The sequence below is a fragment of the Rheinheimera muenzenbergensis genome, assembly GCF_036984005.1.
GTDB lineage: Bacteria > Pseudomonadota > Gammaproteobacteria > Enterobacterales > Alteromonadaceae > Alishewanella > Alishewanella muenzenbergensis.
Window position 1 is genome coordinate 255,775 of sequence record NZ_JALAAR010000003.1, and the last position, 22,221, is coordinate 277,995.

Genomic DNA, 22,221 nt, shown 5'->3' on the forward strand with positions numbered 1-22,221 from the left:
GGGTAACCACGATGAAAATCATTGCCGCGCGGGTGATTATCTGCAGCCCCGGCCGTAACTTTGTCACACTGAAAATCGAAACCGATCAGGGCTTGTACGGCATTGGCGATGCCACGCTAAATGGCCGTGAACTGGCGGTGGTCAGCATGCTGAATGACCATATGCTGCCCTGCCTGCTTGGCCGCGATGCCAGCCAGATTGAGGATATCTGGCAGTATTTTTACCGTGGGGTGTACTGGCGTCGTGGTCCGGTGAATATGACGGCGCTGGCAGCGGTGGATATGGCGCTGTGGGATATTAAAGCCAAGGCCGCCGGCATGCCGTTGTACCAGTTACTCGGCGGGCGCAGCCGCGATAAAGTGCTGGTGTATGGCCATGCCAACGGTAACGACATCGACCAGACGGTTGAGGCCGTGGCGAAATACCGCGAGCTGGGCTATCAGCCCATCCGCGCCCAGTCCGGCGTGCCGGGTTTAGCCTCGACCTATGGCGTGTCAAAAGACACCTTATTTTATGAACCGGCCGATGCCGACCTGCCAACAGAAAACCTGTGGTCAAGCAGCAAGTACCTGAACCATACGCCGAAATTGTTTGCCGAGCTGCGCCGGCAATTTGGTGATGAACTGCACCTGCTACATGACGTGCACCACCGTTTAACGCCAATAGAAGCGGCGCGACTGGGCAAAGCGCTGGAGCCTTACAAGCTGTTTTGGCTGGAAGATGCGGTACCGGCCGAGCTACAGCAAGGCTTCCGGCTTATTCGACAGCACACCACTACGCCGCTGGCTGTGGGTGAGGTGTTCTCGTCCATTCATGATTGTCAGCAATTGATCAGTGAGCAGCTGATAGATTATATCCGCACTACGCTGGTGCACGGTGGCGGCATTACGCACTTGCGGCGCATTGCTGCGCTGGCCGAGCTGTACCATGTTAAAACCGGCTTTCACGGTGCTACCGATTTATCGCCGGTGACGATGGGCGCGGCGCTGCATTTTGATACTTGGGTGCCAAACTTTGGTATTCAGGAATATATGCGCCACACCGATGCAACCGATGCGATATTCCCGCATGACTACCATTTTAACCAGGGCTTTTTGCACTGCGGCGAAAGCCCGGGCCATGGCGTGGATATTGACGAAAAGCTAGCGGCAAAATACCCGTATCAGCGCGCTTACCTACCAGTAAACCGGCTGGAAGATGGCACCTTATTCAACTGGTAAAAAGCTTAACTGGTAAAGTGCTCGATTGGTAACACCGGACTGCAAATAGCAGGAACAGCTTTACCCTAAACCAACCGTTGCAGGCCAGGATGCTGACAAATTCGCCGGGAGCGAATTTGAACAGCTCTGCTGGTCCGCAAGGATAAGCTTCATGGATGAAGCTTATAATCGAGCCCCCAGGGATGGGTTCACGGCGTGTTGGTGTGGGTGAAGCTGTTTCTGCCGCACACCACACCACGCATATCAGTTTCCGCAGGTAGCATTGCCTTCATTCTGCGCCAGCCGCACATTGGCCAGCTGCACTACCACACCGGCGCTGCCTTGCAGCAACATTGGATGGGTTACCCGGCTGATAGCAAAGTTGCTGTCGGCCTCACTAAAGCAGCGCAGCGCAATTTTAATACTGTGCCAGCCTTTACCCTGCATTGCCTGCAGCTTGCTGCTGATATCCAGCATACTGGCGCAGTTGTCGCCGCACTGCATACCCAGGCTTACTTTGCTGTTATCGCCAAGCGCCACCACCTGATATTCCAGCTCCAGCGCCATATCGCCGTTAGCCTGGCGGGCTAAATCCAATACAGCGCCATCGGCCAGTGCCAACGCTACTGTGCCCGGCTTGATAAAGCTTAGCGTTACCGAATCTTCCTGTTGCAAACGGTCAGTCGCCTGTGCCGTCAGCGCACCATTGGCCGAGCTATGCATCGCATCCGTGACCACGGTAATCTTGCCCTCGTCCAGCAGTTGCAACTGCCAGGGCGTTACCGCTTTACCAGCGTACAGATAACGGCTGGTATTTAGCATCTCTGCCGCACTGATACCGGCGTTTTCATGCAGTGTTGCCAGCGTGCTGTTATCGCGGTAATTCAGGCCATAGCCGTAGGCAAACAGCGGCTTGTAGTTGGTATCGCCAATATTCAGTGGCTCGCCGGTGGCATTATCCGGCCAGGAAAATGACAGCTTGCCGTGAAAATCATGCCGCACACTGCCATCAGCGGCGCGAAACAAGATATCGGCCACAGCGCCGCCCTCGGAGCCTGGTAAAAAGGCAGTAACAAAAGCATCTGACTGATTCAGCTCAGGGTTAACCCACAGCGGCCGGCCGGACAAAAACACGCTCACCGTCGGGATACCCTGCGCCTTTAACGCGGTTAATATTTGCAAGCCACGGTTATCATCAAAGGCTAAATGGCTGCGATCACCGATAAATTCGGCGTAAGGCTCTTCACCAAATACTACTATCGCCACATCCGGCTTAGCGCTGAAACGGCCGTTTTCACTTAGCTCGACACTGCCACCACCGGCCTCGACCGCCTGTTTAATGCCGCCGTAAATTGACTCGCCATTGGGGAAATCACTGTTGCTGTTACCCGAGCCCTGCCAGCTTAGCGTCCAGCCACCGCTTTGTTTGCCGATATTGTCAGCGCCATCACCGGCTACCAGCACCCGTCCGGTGGGTTTAAGTGGCAGCAGCTGTTGATTATTTTTAAGCAGTACAAAAGACTTACGCGCCGCTTCACGCGCCAGCGCGCGGTGCTCTGCATTGCCCAGCAATTCATAACGACCGGCCAGTGGCCGTGCTGACGGCTTCACCTGCTCAAACAGCCCCATCTCAGCTTTAATGCGCAGCACGCGGCTTACCGCTTCGTCCAGCCGCGCCATGCTGATACGGCCATCATTTACCTGCGCCAGCGTATTGGCATACAGCGTTTGCCAGCTGTCCGGCGCCATAAACATGTCTAAGCCGGCCAGCAACGACGCGGCACAATCGGTTGGCGTACAACCGGCCACCTGGCCGTGACCGTTCCAGTCGCCGACCACAAAGCCGTCAAAGCCCATCCGGCCAACCAACACATCGGTTAACATCGGCGCAAAGCCATGCATTTTGCTGCCATGCCAGCTGTTGTATGACGCCATTACCACCCGGGCACCAGCGTTCACGGCGCTGTAATACGGCAAGGCGTGAATATCACGTAACTGGGCTTCAGTGCTGATATTGTCGCCCTGATCTTTACCGCCAATGGTGCCGCCATCACCCAAAAAGTGTTTAACCGTGGCCAGCATATGCTCACCACGTAAAAAATCATCCGCGCCGGGTTTACCCTGAATGCCTTGCAAAATATAAGGCGCATAGCTGGCAACCAGCTCCGGGTGTTCGCTGTACGACTCGTACGTGCGGCCCCAGCGGTCGTCGCGCGCTACCGCTATGGTAGGCGCAAAAGTCCAGTCCAGCCCGGTTACCTGCATTTCAATGGCCGTAACACGGCCAATTGCCTGCAGCAATTCCGGCTCGTGCATAGCGCCAAGGCCGATATTGTGCGGAAATATCGTCGCGCCTTTAACATTACTGTGGCCGTGCACCGCATCGGTACCCCAGAACACCGGGATATAAGGCCGGCCGTCGCTGGTGTCGGTGCTGGCCTGCCAGAAGGCATCAGCCAGCTCCAGCCAGGCGGCTGCGCCAACACGGTTGTCCCGCCCCGGTGCTGAATTACCGCCGTTCAGCACTGAACCAAGGTAGTAATCGCGTACCTGCTGTGGTGTTACCGAGGCTATATCGGCCTGAATAATCTGGCCGACCTTCTGCTCGGCGCTCATTTGCGCCAACAACGCGCTGATTTGCTGTTCAATCTCAGCGCTGCGCGCTATCGGCGGCGCCTGCTGTGGCCAGTTTTGCGGCCGGATAACGGCAGTTTGCGAAGATTGCTCTGTTGCCACCTGATTAGCCTCCGTTGCCTGCCGGCCACAACCGGTTAGCAGGCAGCTTGCTGCCAGTGCCAGCAGCGGAAAATAAACCGAACCTTGCCGCGTACTGCGCGTTAGTCTGTTAAGTTGTCGCATAGTGTCTCCTGCTTCGCTTTAGCCACACAGACCCGGCTAAGATAGGCTTTGTTGTTACTGACCTCGGTCAGCTCAGCGCCAATATTGAAACTGCCCTGCAAGCGGATATCTGCAGAGGAACTGCCAAGCTGCACGCTGATTTCGCCAGGCTCCACTACCCAGCGCATTTGCTGGTCATAAAACGCCAGTAAGTTAACCGGCAAGCTAAAACTGACTGTGGCCTGTTCACCAGGTTTTAGCGCAACCCGGGCAAAGCCTTTTAACTGCTGAACCGGCCGGGTGACGCTGGCAACCGGATCTTTGATATACAGCTGCACCACTTCAGTGCCGGCGCGTGGGCCGCTGTTTTGCAGCGTCAGGCTGATCTGCACCTCGCCATTGGCGCGGGCCTGGCTGGCGTCAATTTGCAAATCGCTGTAGCTGAAACTGGTGTAACTTAAGCCATGGCCAAACGGATACAACGGGCTGATATCGTCAAACAGATAGCCGCGTTTGGCAGAAGCTTTGTGGTTGTAATAAGCCGGGATATGGCTGGCACTGCGCGGGAAGGTTAGCGGCAATTTACCCGATGGATTGGCATCACCAAACAGTAAATTCGCCACCGCAGTGCCGGTTTCCTGGCCCAGATACCAGGCTTCGATAATGGCCGGCATGCTGTCAGCCAGCTCGCCCAACGCCAATGGCCGGCCGTTTTGCAACAGCAGCACCACAGGTTTACCGGTTGCCAGTATTGCTTTAGCCAGTTGCAGCTGATTACCCACTAACTGCAGGCTGGTGCGGTCGCCCAAATGCGTTTCGGCCCAGGCTTCGCGCGACAGCCCTTCGTTTTCGCCCAGTACCAGCACCACCGCATCGGCGCTTTTTGCCAGTGCTACCGCTTCATCCAGCAAGCCTTTGCGGTCTTGCTCATCGGCCAGCGCTATAGCATCATGGTTCCAGCGCTGCATAGAAAAAGTACCGGCCGCCTGGCTGCGCTGACGGATATCCGCCGTGGCAAAAACTTCCGCTTGTTGTTCAGCCGGGGTCAGGGCTTTGGTTAGCACAGTGCCACGGGCAAACTGCACTTCGGCCTTGCCCTGCAGTTTTTGTTTTAAGCCCTGATAAATACTAACGGTCTGACGTGGAATACTGCTGTAACCGCCGAGCAGAGTTTCATCGGCATGTGGGCCTATTACCGCCAATTTACCGATTTTACCTGCATTTAGCGGCAAGATGCCGTTATTTTTCAGCAGTACCATCGACTTTTCTGCCACGTCGCGGGCAAAGCGGCGGCTGGCAGCAGCGCCCACTTTTGCATCGGCCAAAGCCGCATCGACATAGGGGTTTTCGAATAACCCCAGGCGAAACTTCAGCGCCAGCACGCGCCGTACTGCACGATCCAGTACGGCTTCGTCCAGCGCACCGCTTTGCACCAGCTGGGTTAACTGCAAAAAGGTGTCCGGATCCGGCGTTTCCATATCCACACCGGCCAGCAGCGCAGCTTTGGCGGCCTCAGCGTCGCTGCTGTATAGCTGATGGCGGCTGTTCAGCTCTTTAATGGCAAAATAGTCACTGACAATCACGCCGTTAAAGCCCCAGCTGTCGCGCACTACGCCCTGCAGCAACGGCTGGTTAATATGTGATGGTATGCCGTCAATTTCGTTATATGACGCCATAATGCTGCCGGCATGTGCCAGTTTTACTGCCGCTTCAAACGGTGGCAAAAACACTTCATGCAGCTCACGCGGGCCGATTTGCGCCGGTGCGATGTTAACCCCGGCTTGCGGCTGGCCATGGCCGGTAAGATGCTTTAACGTCGCCACCACTTTGTCGCTTGCAAAGGCACCGTCTTTGCCCGTGTCGCCCTGAAAGCCTTTAACGGCTGCCACGCCCAGCGCCGACATCAGATACGGATCTTCGCCCATGGTTTCTTCAATCCGGCCCCAGCGCGGGTCGCGGGCAATATCCAGTATTGGTGTTAACGCCCAGTGCGCGCCGGTAGCGCGCATTTCCTGCGCCGCCAGCGCATAGACATCATACATAATCTGTGGTGACCAGCTGCTGGCCAGCGCTATTACCTGCGGCAGGCTGCTGGCATCAAAAGCAGCATAACCGTGCAAGGCCTCTTCGTGCATCAGCGCCGGTATGCCCAGCCGGGTATGCTGCTTTAACCAGCGCTGCAGCGCATTGTTAAATTCCGCCGTTTGCTTAGGTGTTTTAAACTCGCTGGGCCGGCCAATATGGCCAATACCGTGCGGTATCAGTTTAGCGGCGGCGTCAACTACAAAGCGCAGCTGCTGATCTTCTAATGTGCGTCTTTGCTGCCACACCGTTTGCAACTGGGCGGCTTTTTCGGCCAGCGTCATTCTTGAGAGTAAATCCTCTACCCGCTGCGCTGTACTCAGGCTGGCATCCTGGTATGGCAACGGTTGAGCCGCTAACGTTGTAGCCGCAGACAGTGGCAGCAGACACAGCGACAAAACAAGCGGTAACTTACGCATCATGCCTCCGGTTAATCGCGGTACGGCGTTAAGGTTTGGATCCGGCCGTCGGCAGTATGCTGCAGTTCGGTCATTTTCACCGAGCGCAAATGCGTTACGCCTTCAGATAACACCGAGTCGTGATAAAACAGATACCATTTGCCTGCAAACTCGCAGATTGAGTGGTGGGTGGTCCAGCCGACTACCGGCTCCAATATGCGGCCCCGGTAAGTAAAGGGGCCATAGGGGCTGTCGCCGCTGGCATAACAAATAAAATGCGTATCACCGGTAGAGTAAGAAAAGTAGTATTTACCGTTGTACTTGTGCAGCCAGGAGGCTTCAAAAAAGCGCCGCTCGTTATCACCGGCCAGCAAGGGGTTGCCCTGCTCGTCCAGAATAACAATTTCGCGCGGCGCTTCGGCAAACTGCAGCATATCGTCGCTTAATCTGGCCACCCTGGGCCCGAGCGCCGGCTCAGTGGCAGCCGGTTCGCCGTAGTGCGCCGCATACCGGTTGTCGCGGTACTGTTGTAACTGGCCGCCCCAGATACCGCCAAAATACAGGTAATAACTGCCGTCATCATCGGCAAACACCGCCGGATCTATCGAGTAACTGCCGTGCATCGGCTCTGGCTGCGCCTGAAAAGGCCCGGTTGGGCTGTTACCGGTTGCCACACCCAGCTGAAAGCGACCGGCGGCGTTTTTTGCCGGAAAGTAAAAATAATACGTATCGGCTTTTTTCGCCGCATCCGGCGCCCACATTTGCCGCTGCGCCCAGGGTACATCATCGATATGCAGCGCCACGCCGTGGTCAATCGCTTTGGCATCCGGGCCGTCCAGCGACAGCACATGATAGTCCTGCATGGCGAAGTGATCACCGTTATCGTTAAAGGCAATACCGGCCTCGATATCGTGCGACGGGTAAATATAGATGCGGCCATCAAACACATGCGCCGACGGATCGGCGGTATAAATATGTTCGACCAGCGGCTGCGACAGGGCGCGGGCTTTTAACGCGGTATAATCAACATCAGACATGGTTTAGTCCCCTTGTGCCACAGCAGCCCGGCGCTCTGTTAATTCGCGCTCTATCTGCGTTTCTTTATGTTTATTAATTTCGTATATCAGCATGCAGGCCACACCAAGCAAAAACGGCAGCGCCGCAAATAAACTGACCGACAATTTAATACCGTTAATGGTGTCGGCGCTTTGTTGCGCCAGCAGGGCGTCGTAACCGTAATGTGCCAGGATGCCGGCTACCAGAGCACCGCCGATGCTAAGCCCCAGCTTCAGGCCGAATATCATCGCCGAGAAAATAATGGCCGTGGCGCGGCGGTGGTTTTTCCACTCGGAATAATCGGCCACGTCGGCAATCATCGCCCATAGCAGCGGTATGGTGATGCCATAAAACAGGCCGTGCAGAATTTGCGCTAAAAACACCAGGCCAATGGCGTCGGCCGGCAACAAATAAAACAGCAAAATAAACAAGGTCGAAATAAACAGCGCCACGGCAAACACATCGCGCTTGCCAAAGCGGTCGGCCAGCGGCTTGGAAAAGCCAATACCGATAATCATGCAGATAATGCCGCCGGCATTAAACAAACTAAAGCCCGAGGTTGCCGCATCTTTCGGCCAGAGAAATTCATTTAAGCCCATGCTGGTTAACAGGCTATTCAGGCCGGCGATAAAGCCATTAAAACCAATATCCTGCAAAAATTGCGCAACATGTTGCTCACTGAGGTAATGCTCAAAGTAAAAGATATACATGCCGCCTTTAAGCGCCAGCGTAATAAACACCAGCACCGTCAGCAGCAGCATAATGGCCCAGGGCTTGTTGCCGGCTAAATCGGTTAAATCCTGCCGGATGCTGGATTTTTGCAACTGCGGTGACTGTACCCGCTCTTTAGTGGTCATAAAGGTGATCAGAAAAAACACTATGCCGGTGATGGCAAACAGCAGCATGGTATTTTCAAAACCGGCGGCTTTGTCGCCATCACCGAGGATTAACACCAGCGGCAGTAGCAAGGCCTGAATAATAAACTGCGCTATCATCACCGCGACAAAACGGTACGCCGACAGGCTGTTGCGATCGGCCATACTGCCGGTAAGTACACCGCTTAATGCTGAGTACGGCAGGTTATTGGCCGAATACACCAGCACCAGCAGGACATAGGTAATAAAAGCATAGATAATTTTGCCCTGGGCACTGAAGTCCGGCGTGCTAAAAGCCAGCAAAGCAATAACGCCAAAGGGTACCGCTGTCCATAAAATCCACGGCCGGAACTTGCCCCAGCGGCTTTGCGTGCGGTCGGCAATAATGCCCATTACCGGGTTAAAACAGGCGCCGATAATACCACCGGTAAAGATAATGCCGGCTGCAGCACCGGGCGGGATCTGGTAGACATCGGTGTAAAAAAACGCCAGAAAGGTCATCAGCGTCTGAAAAATAAGATTCGCCGCCAAATCGCCCAGGCTGTAACCGATTTTTTCTGTCACGCTGAGTTTTTCTGCCGTGTCGGGCTTTACTGTGGCACTGCTAGCTATTTGCATCGTTGTCTGCCTGTTAATTATTGTTTTTTATTCTGTTTTATCAGTTTGCTGCACGGGCAGCCAGGCCTGAAACTGACCACTGACATGTAGCATGCCCAGCAGATATAACATGCCATCATAATAACGATAGCGACCGCTGGGTACCGCTTGCTGCCACAGCGCCTGAACAAACTCAGCCGAGCGCGGCTGCGAAGCGGCTAAGCTGGCCACCGCATTCATAGCCACGATACCGACAGTCTGTTGCGGGTCCAGTTTTTTACCCGCCAGGCTATATTGGCCGCCATAGTGGTTAAATCCTTCGCTGGCAAAAAACGTCTGCAGCCGGTCGCTAAGCTCAACCGCCCTGGCATCGACGCGCCACCAGCTCCAGTCAAATGACCAGTTCATCGCCGTGCGCCAGGCATCAAAACGAAAATCAGCCGACTCTGGCCGCCAGGACGCGGCCCAGGGGCTGCCATCAAAATTGCCATAATCCGGCGTCAGGCCGGTTTTAGCGTGCGCCGCTTTGCTAAAATAGTCGCGGCTAACCTGTGCTGCTTTTTGCCAGAAACTGCGGTCAGCCTGTGGTCCGACTCTGGCCCAGACCTCGTAAAACGCCGGTAAGTGATAAGACGCATCGGTATGCTCAGCGTTGGATAAATCCGGCGTAAAGCGCACCATGGCGTAGTCTGGATGAAACAAATTAGTGCCGCTTTGGCTGCCGCGCTTAGTGGTACCACTGATCACTTCACGGTGGCGCATATGAGTTAACAGCTGGTCAGCCTGTGCCTTGTACTGGTAAATACCCTCGCCTTCGCCCCAGCGTGCTGCAGCAAAGTACAGCGCGGTAGCAAAGTAAATTTCGCCATCCGGCGCCGGCATTTCATCCAGTGCTACGCCGTCGGTAGCTACCGACCAGGCAAAATAACCATAGGCCGGGTGCGCCGGGTCGCTATGGTACATATGGCTTTTCGCCCAGTTCCACAGCGCATTAAATTCGGCCTGTTTATTTAGCTGCACGGCGATCATCATGCCGTATGACATGCCCTCAGAGCGCACATCGTTATTGTTTACATCAAGAATATAAGCTTTAGCGCCAGCAGCATTTGCACCGGCAGCAAAGTACACCGCTTCGCTGGCCGGGTCGCCGTAAAACAGCTGGTTAAAGGCCCGGGCAATTTTGTCCTGCACCGCCTGTTCGCTAATGCCCTGCGCAGCAAACAAATTAGGGTACTGCCCTGTGATAGCGGCAGGTTTAGCCAGGCTGTTATCAGGCGCTGCCGTACTATCACCAGCAAGGCAGCCACCAGCCAGGCTAGCTCCCAGCAGCAGTATCAAAGCAGGTAAAAACGTCATTAATCTGCGGCTTACACTCATTTATAGTCTTCAATTGCAGCTGTTAATCTGACCTTACCATACAACGACAGTACGCCTGGCGAACTAACGAAATGTACTGAAAGATTTATGTTTTTTAGCAAGCAGACTGTACAGCAGCTGATTAAACTTTATGCTGCTTACAGATAACTACAATAACAGGAGTCACTATTTTGCAGCCTAACTCAGATACCGCAGCGCTTACTGCGGCGCAAGCCGATAACCGCGGCTTTATTTTATTTATTACCATAGTTGCCACCCTGGGTGGTTTTTTGTTTGGCTACGACAGCGGCGTAATTAACGGCACCGTTGATGGCCTGCAGCAGGCGTTTAATTCACAAAGTGCCGGCACCGGTTTTAATGTCGCCAGCATGTTACTCGGCTGTGCTGTCGGTGCCTTTTTTGCCGGCCGGCTGGCCGACATCAGAGGCCGGCGCACCTTACTGCAGGTAGCGGCAGTGTTTTTTGTTATCAGCGCCTGGGGCTCGGGCATTGCCGACAGCTCATTGGAGTTTGTGTTTTACCGTATTCTTGGCGGTTTAGCCGTGGGGGCGGCGTCGGTGATGGCGCCGGCTTATATCTCCGAAGTGGCACCGGCGCGCTATCGCGGCATGCTAACCACAGTGCAGCAAATTGCCATCATCTTTGGCCTGTTTATGGCCTTTATCAGCAACTACCTGCTGGCTAAATTCGCCGGCGCTTCTACTGCCGTACTGTGGCTGGAATTTGCTGCCTGGCGCTGGATGTTCTGGATGGAGCTGTTACCGGCACTGCTGTTTTTGCTGATGCTGCTGTTTATTCCGGAAAGCCCGCGTTTTTTAGTACTAAAAGGCAAAACAGCGTTAGCGAAAACGGTATTAAGCCGGCTATATGGCGACGTTGCCGCGACACGTAAGTTAAGCGAGATCCAGCAATCGCTGGAGGGTAAGCACCAACCTAAGCTTGGCGATTTAATCGACCAGCCAAGCGGCAAATTGCGCCGTATTGTCTGGGTGGGTATCGGCCTGGCGACCTTCCAGCAACTGGTGGGTATTAATGTGGTGTTTTATTACGGTGCCGTATTGTGGCAGGCGGTGGGCTTTTCCGAATCGGACGCCTTGCTGATTAACGTGATAAGCGGCGCACTGAGCATTGCCGCCTGTGTTATTACGCTTATGGTAATCGATAAGATTGGCCGCAAACCGCTGCTAAAATGGGGCTCGGTTGGCATGGCCGTTACGCTCGGCCTGATGGTACTGGCCTTTGCCAATGCCGAACAGGATGCCAGCGGCCGCCTGCTGCTGGGCGACTGGGGCATAGTGGCGCTTATCAGTGCCAATGCCTATGTGTTCTTTTTTAATATGTCCTGGGGCCCGGTAATGTGGGTAATGCTGGGCGAGATGTTCCCGAATCAAATTCGCGGCTCCGGCCTGGCGGTAAGCGGTCTGGCGCAGTGGAGCAGTAACTTCCTCATCACCATGACCTTTCCGCTATTGCTAAGCGGCATAGGTTTAGCCGGCGCGTACGGTTTATATACCCTGGGCGCATTCTGCTCAATATTCTTTGTCGCCAAAATGGTGCATGAAACCAAGGGCACCGAGCTGGAAGATATGCCAGGCTAAGGCGCCGTGGCCTGAATAACAAATGTGATGGCAAATTCCGTAATAGCAGCGGCAGCAAACGCAATACTGCCGCTGCGCTGACAAGGTTAGGCTGGGTTATTTGCCAGAGCAGCCAGGCCTATGCAGCAATTTATGTTAACCAACCCGGCAGGCGATAGCCTGACGATACTCGAGCACGGTGCCAGTATGCAAAGCTGGACAGTACGTGTGGCTAACAGCCAGCGCGAGCTGCTGCTGGGTTATGCCAACCCGCAGCAGTATTTGCAGGATACCAGCTATCTGGGGGCCGTGGTCGGCCCCTATGCTAACCGTATCGGTCACGGCAGGCTGCAGCTGGCACAGCAGCGCTATCAGCTGCAGTTAAATGAAGGTAAGCATCATTTACACGGCGGTGCCAACGGCCTGCACCGCCAGCACTGGCAAGTGCAGCAGCAAACATCATCCAGCGTGAAACTACGCTGCACCTTAGCCGATGGCCACAGTGGCTACCCCGGCCCGACAGAGTTTAGCGTGCTATATCAGTTACATGCTGACAGCACTTTGGATGTCACGCTTGAGGCCACAGCAGCGCAGCTAACACTGGCCGGGCCAACCCTGCACCCGTATTTTAATTTATCTGGCAAAGCCGGGCCAATAAACCAGCACCTGCTGTGGCTTAATGCTGAGCACTACACGCCAACCGACAGCGCTAAAATTCCGACCGGACAGCTCCTGCCGGTAGAGGACAGCGCCCTGGATTTTCGCCACTGCAAAAGCATCGGCGCGATAGCGCTTGATCACAATCTGGTGGTTAGCGGCACTATGCAGCAAACGGCAGCGATACTAACCAGCCCGGACCAGCAGCTCAGGTTGCTGATAAGTTCAGACTACCCCGGCCTGCAGGTTTACAGCGGCGATTATCTGGCCGCGCCCTTTAGCCCACGCCAGGGTATTTGCCTGGAACCACAGTTTTACCCCGACGCCCCAAACCACAGCCAGTTTCCGCTGCGCTTAACCGGGCCAGAGCAGCCATTTGTGGCGCATATTCGTTATCAGGTAGAGAAAAGCTAAGTAAACAGGAAGCCATGCTAATGTCTAAAATCTATCCGTTACTATTTTTGCTGCTGTTTCTACCGGCATTATTTAGCTGCAGCTCAGACCGAGCCGACATGGCCGCAACGGCCAGCTCAACTGCCGCGCCAACCCGCTTTGATAACCCGATAATTAAATACGACACCACCGACCCGACCCGGCAACCCGGTGACATTATTTATACCGCCGATCCTGCGGTGATGGTTATCGGTGACACCGTCTACCTGTATAGCACCCGCGATGAACAAGCAGCACAGGTGAACGATTACCGCATGTACGAATATCGCCTGTGGACCAGCAACGATATGCTCAACTGGCAAAATAGAGGGGCAGTGCTGCGCTACTCTGATTTTGCCTGGGCGCGCGGTAATGACAAAACCGGCAACGCCTACGCCCATCATGTGATACAGCGCAAAGACGCAGCAGGTAAAGCACAGTACTATTTTTATGCCGCAGTGGAAGGCGGCCAAACCAATGGCGAATTTGGTTTTGCCATCGGTGTCGCGGTATCAGACAACCCGGCCGGGCCTTTTAATGACCCACGCGGTATGCCGATGATATTGCTCGAAGATACCGCACAGTTTAAAGACCACAGCTGGCGCAATATCGACCCGGCGGTATTTATTGATGATGACGGCCGCGCCTATCTGTACTGGGGCAACAAGCAGCTCTGGTGGGTAGAGCTTGAAGCCGACCTGATACACCTTAAAGGCGAAAGCTTTACGCTGGATGCCAGCGGCAAGCTGCAAAACCGCGATGTCAGTAAGGTACAAATCCATACTGTAGACAGCTTGCCAAATTTCGAAGAAGCGCCTTATCTGTCAAAACATAATGGCATCTATTATTTGCTGTACGCCGCCGGCTTTCCGGAGAGTATCGCCTACGCTACCAGCAGCTCGGCTACCGGCCCCTGGCAGCACCGCGGCATCATAATGCCACCTTTGCCCGGCACCACTACCATCCACCCGGCGCTGTTTGATTTTAACGGCCACACTTATCTCGCCTACCACAACGCCGACCTGCCCGGCGGCGGCAACTACCGCAGATCAGTCGCGATAGACAGAGTGTATTTTAACGCCGACGGCAGCATTAAACCCATTGTTCGCACGGCGAAACAATAGACGTCAGTCAGACAGAAAATAGCCAGCTAAAGGATACCCTTGCTATGAACATAACTAAAAACCGGCTCAGCGAGCCTTGCTGTAAACGCTTAGGTGTAAGGCTTGAGTTGTTCAACTTAATTTTACTGATAGCAGTATGTTTCGTTGCAGCCCAGGCGCTGGCGCAACCGGACGACAGCATGACGGTAATTGCGACGCCTGATCAGCTTGATGCTATCGAACTTGGCAGCGGACCACTGCCCGGCGCTACAGAGCAGGAAGCCTGGCATTCGCAATATGGCAGCCGCTTTGTGCGTAATGTTACCGTGGCGACACTTACGCCTTTTTTGCCTGTTCCGGCAAACGCCAGTGGCGCGGCAGTAATAGTGGCACCCGGCGGCGGCTTTCGCACCCTATCAATGGAAAACGAAGGCTGGCATGTCGCCCGGGCGCTTGCCAGCCAGGGCATAGCGGCATTTGTGCTGAAATATCGTTTAAACCAGACACCCTCAGAGCTGGCGGCATTTCAACGCGCCATGGCAGAGATGTTCTCCAACACCGGGCGCAAAGCCCCGGTACTTGAGCCGGAGCAGATGAAAATGCAGCTTGCCGTGCAGCTTGAAGATTCCCAAGCAGCGTTCGCCTTACTGCGGCGCCGGGCCACTGAGTGGAATATCGACCCCGAGCGTATTGGTATGCTGGGTTTCTCGGCCGGTGCCATGTTAACGATGGCCACTGCGCTGGTCGGCGAGCAAGCTAAACCGGCCTTTATTGGCAATATCTATGGCCCTATCACCTCAGTAACAGTGCCAGCCAATGCTCCGCCTTTATTTGTCGCGCTGGCGGCCGACGATCCCTTCTTTGCCAGCAGTCAGTTTGGTCTGATAGAGAGCTGGCAGGCGGCGAACAAACCGGTGGAGTTTCACTTTTATGAGCAAGGCGGTCACGGTTTTGGTATGTACCCGAAGCAGACGACCAGTACCGGTTGGTTTAATGCATTCGTCAGCTGGTTAAGGATGCACGGTATGCTTAACCCTACAAAACAGTAATAACCGCACAGCTGTTTTAATCCGGCCGCAGACAGAAAAACTTGCTCTACTACCGATAAAGCCTGTTAGTACACCGGACCTATGCATTTTATACAGCAGTCCTCATAAATAAAAAATCTATGACTTGCGGGCACAATGCATGTTCACCCGCACAGCAGCTTAACATTAGTAACCAAAAAGTTATTGATAGAGCGGGCTTTTATGGTTATTTTGCAGCGTGTAAAAAATATTAAGCACGCAACTTACAGGCGCAGAGCCTTCTATTAAGTTGTTATGTTTTTTCATAACTCCACCAAATTGTTTTATAAGGAAATAATTTAATGAAAAAAGTACTTTCGGTTTTATCTTTGGTTGCTGCTTTTTCAACTTTTGCGAATGAACCTTTAAAGTTAAATGTCAGTGTTTACCTGAATAATGAGCTAGTTGCTGCAGACGTAATGCAGGCTAAAAGTGGACAACTACAGTCAATTACAGCTAAAGAAGTTCTTATGTTTAATGTTACACCGACCCTCAATGACGATGTCGTCACCTTAACGTCATCCTTGCATAAATATGAAGATGGCTCATTTAGCCAGATTGCAGAACCTGTGTTGCGTGTAGCTCTTGATAAGCAAGCAGTAATCGAGATTGGTACTGAGGGTAAAAATATTTATAAGGTCGAAGTAACGGCCCAGAAAATATAACAATCAAATTTTATCGCCAGCAAAAAGCGCTGGCTGCAACGTCAGCCCGCTACGCGGTTTTCCGAGCTAAATTTGAGCGTTATACATCAAGGTCGGCCATGCGATATTTTCTGGCAATTATTTTTTTATTTATTTCAATGCGTATATCTGTGATAAAAACGAAATGCACAAGTGTTATAAATAGGCTGATATGAACAAGGTTGTTATTGTTACCGGCGGTAGCCGGGGTATTGGCGCGGCGACAACTAAATTACTGGCGTCTAAAGGCTATTTAGTTTGTGTAAATTATCGCACCGATTCCAACAGCGCTAGTGCCGTGGTGAATGAAATTAATGCGTTAGGCGGGCGAGCGTTTCCGTACCAGGCTGACGTATCAAATGAAAGCCAAGTCATTGCGCTTTTTGATGAAACAGAGCGCCAATTTGGGCAGATTACGCATTTGGTCAATAATGCAGGGCTGTTGTTTCAGCAGTCGTCTTTTACCGGCATTAGTCTTGAACGCTTCAATCAGGTGTTGGCGTCTAATCTAACCAGCTGCTTTCTCTGCTCAAAAGAATTCCTAAAGCGTAATCCCAGCTATGGCAGTATTGTTAACGTATCATCCGTAGCGGCAAAAACCGGCTCTCCGTTTGAATATATTGACTACGCTGCATCAAAAGGTGCAATGGATAGCTTAACGAAAGGTCTGGCGCTGGAAGTTGCAACAATGGGCATTCGTGTTAATGCAGTACGCCCCGGGTTTATTCATACCGACATGCATGCTGATGGTGGTGAACCAGATAGAATCAAGCGTTTATCGCCACAAATCCCAATGCAACGCGGTGGTACACCAGAGGAAGTCGCGAATACCATCGCCTGGCTGTTATCTGATGAAGCATCTTATATAACAGGGGCGACTATTGATGTCGCAGGTGGGAAATAAGAGCTCTCCAGACCAGGCAGCAAAACTGCCCTTAAATTTAGAAGCTTTGTATTAAACTGCGGATTTTAACACCAGTAGCTTCGTGTGCTAAGCAACCTAACCCTGCCGAAGCGGATTTATCTAAGATATCGCTTTATCTAACTCGTGACTTGCCGCTACCTGCAAAAAATGTGACCTGCTTTTATAGGTTTGATGCGTCTTCACTAATTCGTCGATTTTCCGCGTCAGTAAGTTTGGTAAAGTGACATTAATCTTACTGGCCTTACCCATAAACGGCTCGATATCGATATCTACCAGCGCCCATACCCAGCCGGCGAATGCTGGATTGGTATAGTGGTTTTCAATATTGCTCGCCAACGGCGGCAGTTCTTCCTGCTCTGCTAACAACTCAAAGTGCGCTTCTAACGCCTCTTTAGCATTGATAAGTGCTGCTTCGAATGTATCTCCGGCACTGTAGCAGCCTGGTGCATCCGGAATAACCACACCAAATGCTGTTGCGTCAGAGCCTTTCTCTATGGCTACTGGGTATAACATAGCTGACATTCTCCGATTTAAAGTTGCACTGTGCGAGCTTAAAGCCCTGCATCTTTTCTTATTTTTTTAACCAAACCGATTGGTAAGTCTTTCTTTGGATGAGGCACCGTTAAAGGCAACTTATGCTCCGGGTGTTTAAACTGATGATGACTTCCCTTTATCCTTACCAGTACCCAGCCTGCCTTTTCCAGCTCTTTAATAAGATCGCTGCTCTTCAACAGTCCTCCACTTGCCGGCCAACATAGAGTTACTATAACCCCCACCTATTAAATCCGCAACCAGATAAATAACCCTGACAACCCTTTAGGTCAGACAAGCACCGAATCAAAGCACACCAAGCAGCAAAAGCTCACACTCTGCTGCCATGCATAAAAAAGCCCGGCGAGCCGGGCAACACACAGGACTACGGGAGTTAAAAACGTTTAGCGGTACAGCACCAGGTTCAGCTGGTTTTCCAGCAGCTCTTGCCGGCCGCTGACTGGTTGCGGGTCTAACTGGTCGCGTACTGTCAGCTCTGCCAGTGATTGCAGTGTGTGCTCTCCGCTCTGAATGGCTTTGCCCAGGCTGTCGCTCCAGCCGGCGTAGCGTTTGGCCACAGCGGCGCTGAGAAAGTCTTTTTCTATCAGTGCGGCAGCGCGTTTTAGTGCCATCGCCAGATGGTCCATGCCGCCGATATGACCGTGAAACATATCGTAACGGTCCATACTCTGGCGGCGCAGCTTGGTATCGAAATTAAAACCACCGGTTGAGAAGCCGCCGGATTTAAGAATTTCGTACATCACCAGGCTTAGCTCCTCAACATTGTTCGGGAACTGGTCGGTATCCCAGCCGTTTTGCGCATCGCCACGGTTGGCGTCGATACTGCCGAAAATACCGAGCGAAATAGCGGTAGCAATTTCATGATGAAACGAATGGCCGGCCAGTGTAGCGTGGTTGGCTTCGATGTTTACGCGGAATTCTTTTTCCAGGCCGTACTGCTTTAAAAAGCCGTATACGGTGGCCGAGTCGTAATCATACTGGTGCTTGGTTGGCTCCTGCGGTTTCGGCTCTATTAATAAGCTGCCTTTAAAACCGATTTTATGTTTGTGCTCTACCACCATTTGCATAAAGCGGCCCAGCTGGGCGCGTTCCTGGCGCAGGTCGGTGTTTAACAGGGTTTCGTAGCCTTCGCGGCCGCCCCACAGCACGTAGTTTTCGCCGCCGAGGCGTTTGGTGGCGTTCATCGCATGAAACACCTGGGTGGCACCGTAGCTAAACACCTGCGGGTCCGGGTTAGAAGCGGCACCGGCGGCATAGCGCGGGTTGCTGAACAGGTTAGCGGTGCCCCACAACAGTTTAACGCCGGTTTCGGCCTGCTTTTGCTCCAGCACATCCACCATAGCAGCGAAATTGTTAATGTAGTCTTTAATGCCGCTGCCTTCCGGCGCGACGTCGGTATCATGAAAGCAATAATACGGAATGGTTAATTTGCTGAAGAACTCAAAGGCAACATCGGCTTTATGTTTGGCCTGCTGCATGGCGTCACCGCCAGCCAGCCAGGGCCGGTTAAAGGTAGGCTGGCCGAAAACGTCCTGGCCATTCCAGCAGAAGTTATGCCAGTAACAGGCCGCCATACGTAAGTGCTCGGCCATGGTTTTACCGAGGATTTTTTCACTGGCATTATAATGTTTGAACGCCAGTGGGTTGGTGCTGTCGGCACCTTCATAGGCGATTTTGTCTAGCTGATCGAAATACTGAGCCACGCTGCTCTCCTTGGTTTTGCACTAAATGCTACAAAGCTAATGTTGGGCATAGCGATGGCTTCGCACAATTATGTTTTTTAAGAGCCATCTTGTGCTTTTCAACATATTGCCTTAGGCAATGCTTAGAACAGGTCGGCCAAACGCTGGTACAGCACGATAAAACGCTGATAGCGCGGCGCTAACAGTGCCGCACGTTGCGGATCGGGCTGATGCCGGCTAAGCAAGGGCGGTTGCGGGCACACGTTAAGCAGCGTAGCTGACGGATCCACGGTCAGTTGCGCCAGCCGGGCTGCGCCCAACGCCGGCCCGACTTCGCCACCTTCGCGAAAGCTTAGCGGTTGCTGCAATACATCGGCCAGTAGCTGGCGCCAGTAAGGGCTGCGGGCTCCGCCGCCAATCAGGTTAATGTCGTCAGGTTGCAAACCGCTGGCATGCAGTGCAGCTGCCCCCTGCGCTAAGGCAAAGCTGACGCCCTCAAGTACTGAATAGGTTAACAAGGGCCGGTTACTGCTGTGGCTTAGGCCAAACCAGACGCCTTTGGCATTGGGGTTATTGTGCGGCGTACGTTCGCCGGATAAATACGGCAAAAACAGCGGGGCCTGGCTGATATCTACAGCGGTTTGTTCTAATTCTGCCAGCAAGGTTGCCACCGGCGCCTGGGCCACATTATCGGCATACCATTGCAGGCAACTGGCCGCGCTCAGCGTTACTGCCATCAGGTGCCAGCTGCCCGGCAAGGCATGACAAAAACTGTGCACCGCCGATTGCGGATTCGCTTTAAAGCCGTCACTGACGGCAAAATACACACCGGAGGTACCCAGCGATAACATCGCCTGGCCCGGGCTGACAATACCGGCACCCACAGCACCGGCGGCGTTGTCGCCGCCACCGGCCACCAGCGGCACCTGCGCCATACCCCAACGCTGCGCCAAATGGGGCAGCAAAGTACCGGTAATTTGATTACCTTCATATAACGTCGGCATCTGGCTGCGGTTTAGGCCACAGGCACTAAGCAGCACGTCGCTCCAATCGCGTTTGGCCATATCCAGCCACAAGGTACCGGCCGAGTCAGACATATCAGAGGCAAAGTCACCACTTAAGCAAAAACGTAAATAGTCTTTGGGCAGCAGCACTTTGGCCACCCGGCGAAACTGCTCTGCTTCATGCTGGCGCAACCAGAGCAATTTTGGTGCGGTAAAGCCCGGCATCGCCAGGTTACCGGTTAGTTGCTGCAACTGCGGTACCTGTTGCTCCAGTTGCTGGCACTGGGCAAAAGCACGGCCATCATTCCACAGTATTGCCGGGCGGATAAGCTGATTATCAGCGTCGAGTAAGGTGGCACCATGCATCTGGCCGGCCAGGCCAATGGCTTGTACTGCAGCCAGGCTTTGCCGCTGACTCAGTTGCTGCATGCACTGCTGCAACGCCTGCCACCAGTGCGCCGGCTCTTGCTCAGACCACAGCGGATAAGGCCGGCTTACGCTAAGTTCGGCATTTACACTGTCGACAACAGCACCATTGCTGTCCAGTAAAATAACCTTAATGCCGGACGTGCCTAAATCAATACCTATATACATCTGCTTACCCTGCTCTGCCGTTAACTGCGCTCTGGCAATCTTTGTTGAGCATGCCGCAGGCAGCAATTACGAAAATTCGTAACGGCGCGCAGAATTATCACTTTTCGTTGGACGCGATTAACAACTGGTCTAATATTGAGCAGGCCTGCACCGTTTTGACAACGGCAGAGCACAACAAAAATAAATAAAAACAAATAGCAGCACAGACTGACAGGACGGGGATATGTTTAAGGCAAAACACAGCATTACGTTGTTGTTTAATGCAAATAAAGTATACGACAGACAGGTAATAGAGGGCATAGGCCATTATTTGCAATCTTCCAAAGTAGACTGGGATCTGTACCTGGAAGAAGACTTCTCCTGCCGCCTCGAGCACATTCATGAATGGGGCGGCGACGGCATTATTGCCGATTTTGATGATATGAATATTCAGCGTGCCCTGTCCGGCTCGGATAAACCTGTAGTTGGCGTTGGCGGCTCGTACAATGATCCGGCTGATTATCCGCATGTACCCTATGTCGCCACCGACAACTATGCCCTGGTGCAAAGCGCCTATGAGCATTTAAAACGTAAAGGCCTGGACCGCTTTGCTTTTTACAGCGTGCCGACAGATGAACAACACCGCTGGGCGCGCGAGCGTGAAAACGCTATCCGCAAACTGACGGCGCAGGATGGTTACGACTGCCATGTGTATCAGGGCCACTGCACCCGGCCGGAAACCTGGCAATATGCAATGAACCGCCTGACCGACTGGATCCAGGGCCTGCCCAAGCCCATTGGCATTATTGCCGTGACCGACTCACGCGCCCGCCACCTGCTGCAGGCCTGCGAGCATGTTGGCATTATCGTGCCGGACAATATCGCGATAATCGGCATTGATGACGACGATATCGCCCGTTATTTAAGCCGCATCAGTTTAAGCTCGGTGACCCAGGGCTGTTTTGAAATGGGTTACAAAGCCGCCAAGCTGCTGCATATGCAGCTGAATAATATTGACGTTGGCAACAAGCGCATCCTGGTGGCACCGGCCGGTGTGGCATCACGCCAGTCAACCGACTTTAAAGCGCTGCGCGACCCTTATGTGATTCAGGCGATGCATTATATCCGCCGCCATGCCACCCGCGGTGCCAAGGTTGAGCAGGTGACGGACTTTGTTGGTATTTCGCGCTCAAACCTGGAACAGCGTTTCCGGGCTGAACGCGGCCATTCAATTCATACCGAGCTACATAACCAGAAGCTGAACAAAGCCTGCAAGATGCTCAAAGAAACCGAGGTTAATCCGGCAGAAATTGCCAAGTTATGTGGTTATCCGTCGCTGCAGTATATGTATGCGGTGTTTCAGCGCCACTTTGGCCAGACACCAAAAGACTACCGCTGCGGCCATACCGGCGTAGCCAGCGATGTGGCGGTAAACGACTAACACGGCAAGCGCCCCGGTTTTAAAAAACGCACAGCACTGACGTATTTTCGTAACAGCAAGGCCATTGATGACAATGGCCTTTTTCCCTTTAATGTCACTAACC

General features: G+C 53.3%; 16 protein-coding genes and 1 pseudogene. 8 read left to right on the forward strand and 9 right to left on the reverse strand.

The genetic code is table 11. The features are described 5' to 3' along the window. The first annotated feature begins 11 nt into the window (after positions 1-11). Positions 12-1,220, forward strand: a complete 1,209-nt coding sequence (gene manD, locus MN202_RS05160) for a D-mannonate dehydratase ManD (protein ID WP_335735024.1) — start codon at positions 12-14, stop codon at positions 1,218-1,220. Positions 1,221-1,463: 243 nt separating this feature from the next. On the opposite strand, the gene MN202_RS05165 is transcribed toward manD, so the two are convergent. The 5 genes from MN202_RS05165 to MN202_RS05185 are packed head-to-tail and all read right to left on the reverse strand — an operon-like array spanning position 1,464 to position 10,401. Next, a complete protein-coding gene (locus MN202_RS05165) occupies positions 1,464-4,058 on the reverse strand; it encodes a glycoside hydrolase family 3 protein (RefSeq protein ID WP_335735025.1) in 2,595 nt (864 codons plus the stop codon). Continuing rightward, positions 4,037-6,538 (reverse strand): glycoside hydrolase family 3 N-terminal domain-containing protein, encoded by a 2,502-nt coding sequence (locus MN202_RS05170; RefSeq protein WP_335735026.1) that lies wholly within the window; start codon positions 6,536-6,538, stop codon positions 4,037-4,039. Before MN202_RS05170 ends, MN202_RS05165 begins: the two co-directional genes overlap by 22 nt. A gap of 11 nt (positions 6,539-6,549) precedes the next feature. Next, positions 6,550-7,554 carry a glycoside hydrolase family 43 protein gene (locus tag MN202_RS05175; RefSeq protein WP_335735027.1) on the reverse strand — a complete coding sequence of 335 codons (1,005 nt, stop codon included), beginning with the start codon at positions 7,552-7,554 and terminating at the stop codon, positions 6,550-6,552. A gap of 3 nt (positions 7,555-7,557) precedes the next feature. After that, the gene (locus tag MN202_RS05180; protein WP_335735028.1) at positions 7,558-9,066 is read right to left on the reverse strand and encodes an MFS transporter; all 1,509 of its coding nucleotides are present in this window, start codon (positions 9,064-9,066) and stop codon (positions 7,558-7,560) included. Positions 9,067-9,093: 27 nt separating this feature from the next. Next, on the reverse strand, positions 9,094-10,401 hold the full coding sequence (locus tag MN202_RS05185; RefSeq protein WP_335735029.1) for a family 8 glycosyl hydrolase: 1,308 nt from the start codon (positions 10,399-10,401) through the stop codon (positions 9,094-9,096). Between the two features lie 191 nt (positions 10,402-10,592). Between MN202_RS05185 and MN202_RS05190 the strand changes: the two genes are divergently transcribed. The 6 genes and pseudogenes from MN202_RS05190 to MN202_RS05215 all read left to right on the forward strand — a co-directional run bounded on the left by MN202_RS05190 (position 10,593) and on the right by MN202_RS05215 (position 16,845). Continuing rightward, positions 10,593-12,020: a sugar porter family MFS transporter gene (locus MN202_RS05190; RefSeq protein WP_335735030.1), complete on the forward strand. Its 1,428-nt coding sequence runs from the start codon at positions 10,593-10,595 to the stop codon at positions 12,018-12,020. Between the two features lie 114 nt (positions 12,021-12,134). Further along, positions 12,135-13,070: pseudogene (locus MN202_RS05195) on the forward strand (aldose epimerase family protein); the annotation flags it as partial. A 20-nt stretch (positions 13,071-13,090) separates the two neighbouring features. After that, positions 13,091-14,212 carry a glycoside hydrolase family 43 protein gene (locus MN202_RS05200; protein WP_335735031.1) on the forward strand — a complete coding sequence of 374 codons (1,122 nt, stop codon included), beginning with the start codon at positions 13,091-13,093 and terminating at the stop codon, positions 14,210-14,212. A gap of 44 nt (positions 14,213-14,256) precedes the next feature. Next, entirely contained in the window at positions 14,257-15,240 is a 984-nt protein-coding gene (locus MN202_RS05205; protein WP_335735032.1) for an alpha/beta hydrolase, read from the forward strand. Positions 15,241-15,560: 320 nt separating this feature from the next. Next, entirely contained in the window at positions 15,561-15,923 is a 363-nt protein-coding gene (locus tag MN202_RS05210; RefSeq protein ID WP_335735033.1) for a hypothetical protein, read from the forward strand. 190 nt (positions 15,924-16,113) lie between these two features. Further along, positions 16,114-16,845, forward strand: a complete 732-nt coding sequence (locus tag MN202_RS05215) for an SDR family oxidoreductase (RefSeq protein WP_335735034.1) — start codon at positions 16,114-16,116, stop codon at positions 16,843-16,845. A 120-nt stretch (positions 16,846-16,965) separates the two neighbouring features. Here the strand turns inward: MN202_RS05215 and MN202_RS05220 are convergent, their stop codons facing one another. The 4 genes from MN202_RS05220 to xylB all read right to left on the reverse strand — a co-directional run bounded on the left by MN202_RS05220 (position 16,966) and on the right by xylB (position 20,698). Beyond that, positions 16,966-17,379, reverse strand: coding sequence for a type II toxin-antitoxin system HicB family antitoxin (locus MN202_RS05220; RefSeq protein WP_335735035.1), 414 nt, complete (start codon positions 17,377-17,379; stop codon positions 16,966-16,968). Between the two features lie 38 nt (positions 17,380-17,417). Further along, positions 17,418-17,597 (reverse strand): type II toxin-antitoxin system HicA family toxin, encoded by a 180-nt coding sequence (locus MN202_RS05225; protein ID WP_335735036.1) that lies wholly within the window; start codon positions 17,595-17,597, stop codon positions 17,418-17,420. Positions 17,598-17,801: 204 nt separating this feature from the next. Then, positions 17,802-19,121 (reverse strand): xylose isomerase, encoded by a 1,320-nt coding sequence (gene xylA, locus MN202_RS05230; protein WP_335735037.1) that lies wholly within the window; start codon positions 19,119-19,121, stop codon positions 17,802-17,804. A 122-nt stretch (positions 19,122-19,243) separates the two neighbouring features. Then, complete coding sequence (gene xylB / locus MN202_RS05235; RefSeq protein WP_335735038.1) at positions 19,244-20,698, reverse strand: xylulokinase; 1,455 nt, start codon at positions 20,696-20,698, stop codon at positions 19,244-19,246. Between the two features lie 223 nt (positions 20,699-20,921). Between xylB and MN202_RS05240 the strand changes: the two genes are divergently transcribed. Continuing rightward, positions 20,922-22,118, forward strand: coding sequence for a XylR family transcriptional regulator (locus MN202_RS05240; protein ID WP_335735039.1), 1,197 nt, complete (start codon positions 20,922-20,924; stop codon positions 22,116-22,118). Positions 22,119-22,221 lie beyond the last annotated feature (103 nt).

Excerpts from the sequence above, each read along its gene's own strand:
- MN202_RS05185 (WP_335735029.1), bottom strand. The coding sequence starts at position 10,401 with ATGACGTTTTTACCTGCTTTGATACTGCTGCTGGGAGCTAGCCTGGCT.
- MN202_RS05210 (WP_335735033.1), top strand. The coding sequence starts at position 15,561 with ATGAAAAAAGTACTTTCGGTTTTATCTTTGGTTGCTGCTTTTTCAACT.
- xylB (WP_335735038.1), bottom strand. The coding sequence starts at position 20,698 with ATGTATATAGGTATTGATTTAGGCACGTCCGGCATTAAGGTTATTTTA.
- MN202_RS05200 (WP_335735031.1), top strand. The coding sequence starts at position 13,091 with ATGTCTAAAATCTATCCGTTACTATTTTTGCTGCTGTTTCTACCGGCA.
- MN202_RS05165 (WP_335735025.1), bottom strand. The coding sequence starts at position 4,058 with ATGCGACAACTTAACAGACTAACGCGCAGTACGCGGCAAGGTTCGGTT.
- MN202_RS05220 (WP_335735035.1), bottom strand. The coding sequence starts at position 17,379 with ATGTTATACCCAGTAGCCATAGAGAAAGGCTCTGACGCAACAGCATTT.
- MN202_RS05205 (WP_335735032.1), top strand. The coding sequence starts at position 14,257 with ATGAACATAACTAAAAACCGGCTCAGCGAGCCTTGCTGTAAACGCTTA.
- MN202_RS05240 (WP_335735039.1), top strand. The coding sequence starts at position 20,922 with ATGTTTAAGGCAAAACACAGCATTACGTTGTTGTTTAATGCAAATAAA.
- MN202_RS05175 (WP_335735027.1), bottom strand. The coding sequence starts at position 7,554 with ATGTCTGATGTTGATTATACCGCGTTAAAAGCCCGCGCCCTGTCGCAG.
- manD (WP_335735024.1), top strand. The coding sequence starts at position 12 with ATGAAAATCATTGCCGCGCGGGTGATTATCTGCAGCCCCGGCCGTAAC.
- MN202_RS05215 (WP_335735034.1), top strand. The coding sequence starts at position 16,114 with ATGAACAAGGTTGTTATTGTTACCGGCGGTAGCCGGGGTATTGGCGCG.
- MN202_RS05180 (WP_335735028.1), bottom strand. The coding sequence starts at position 9,066 with ATGCAAATAGCTAGCAGTGCCACAGTAAAGCCCGACACGGCAGAAAAA.
- MN202_RS05170 (WP_335735026.1), bottom strand. The coding sequence starts at position 6,538 with ATGCGTAAGTTACCGCTTGTTTTGTCGCTGTGTCTGCTGCCACTGTCT.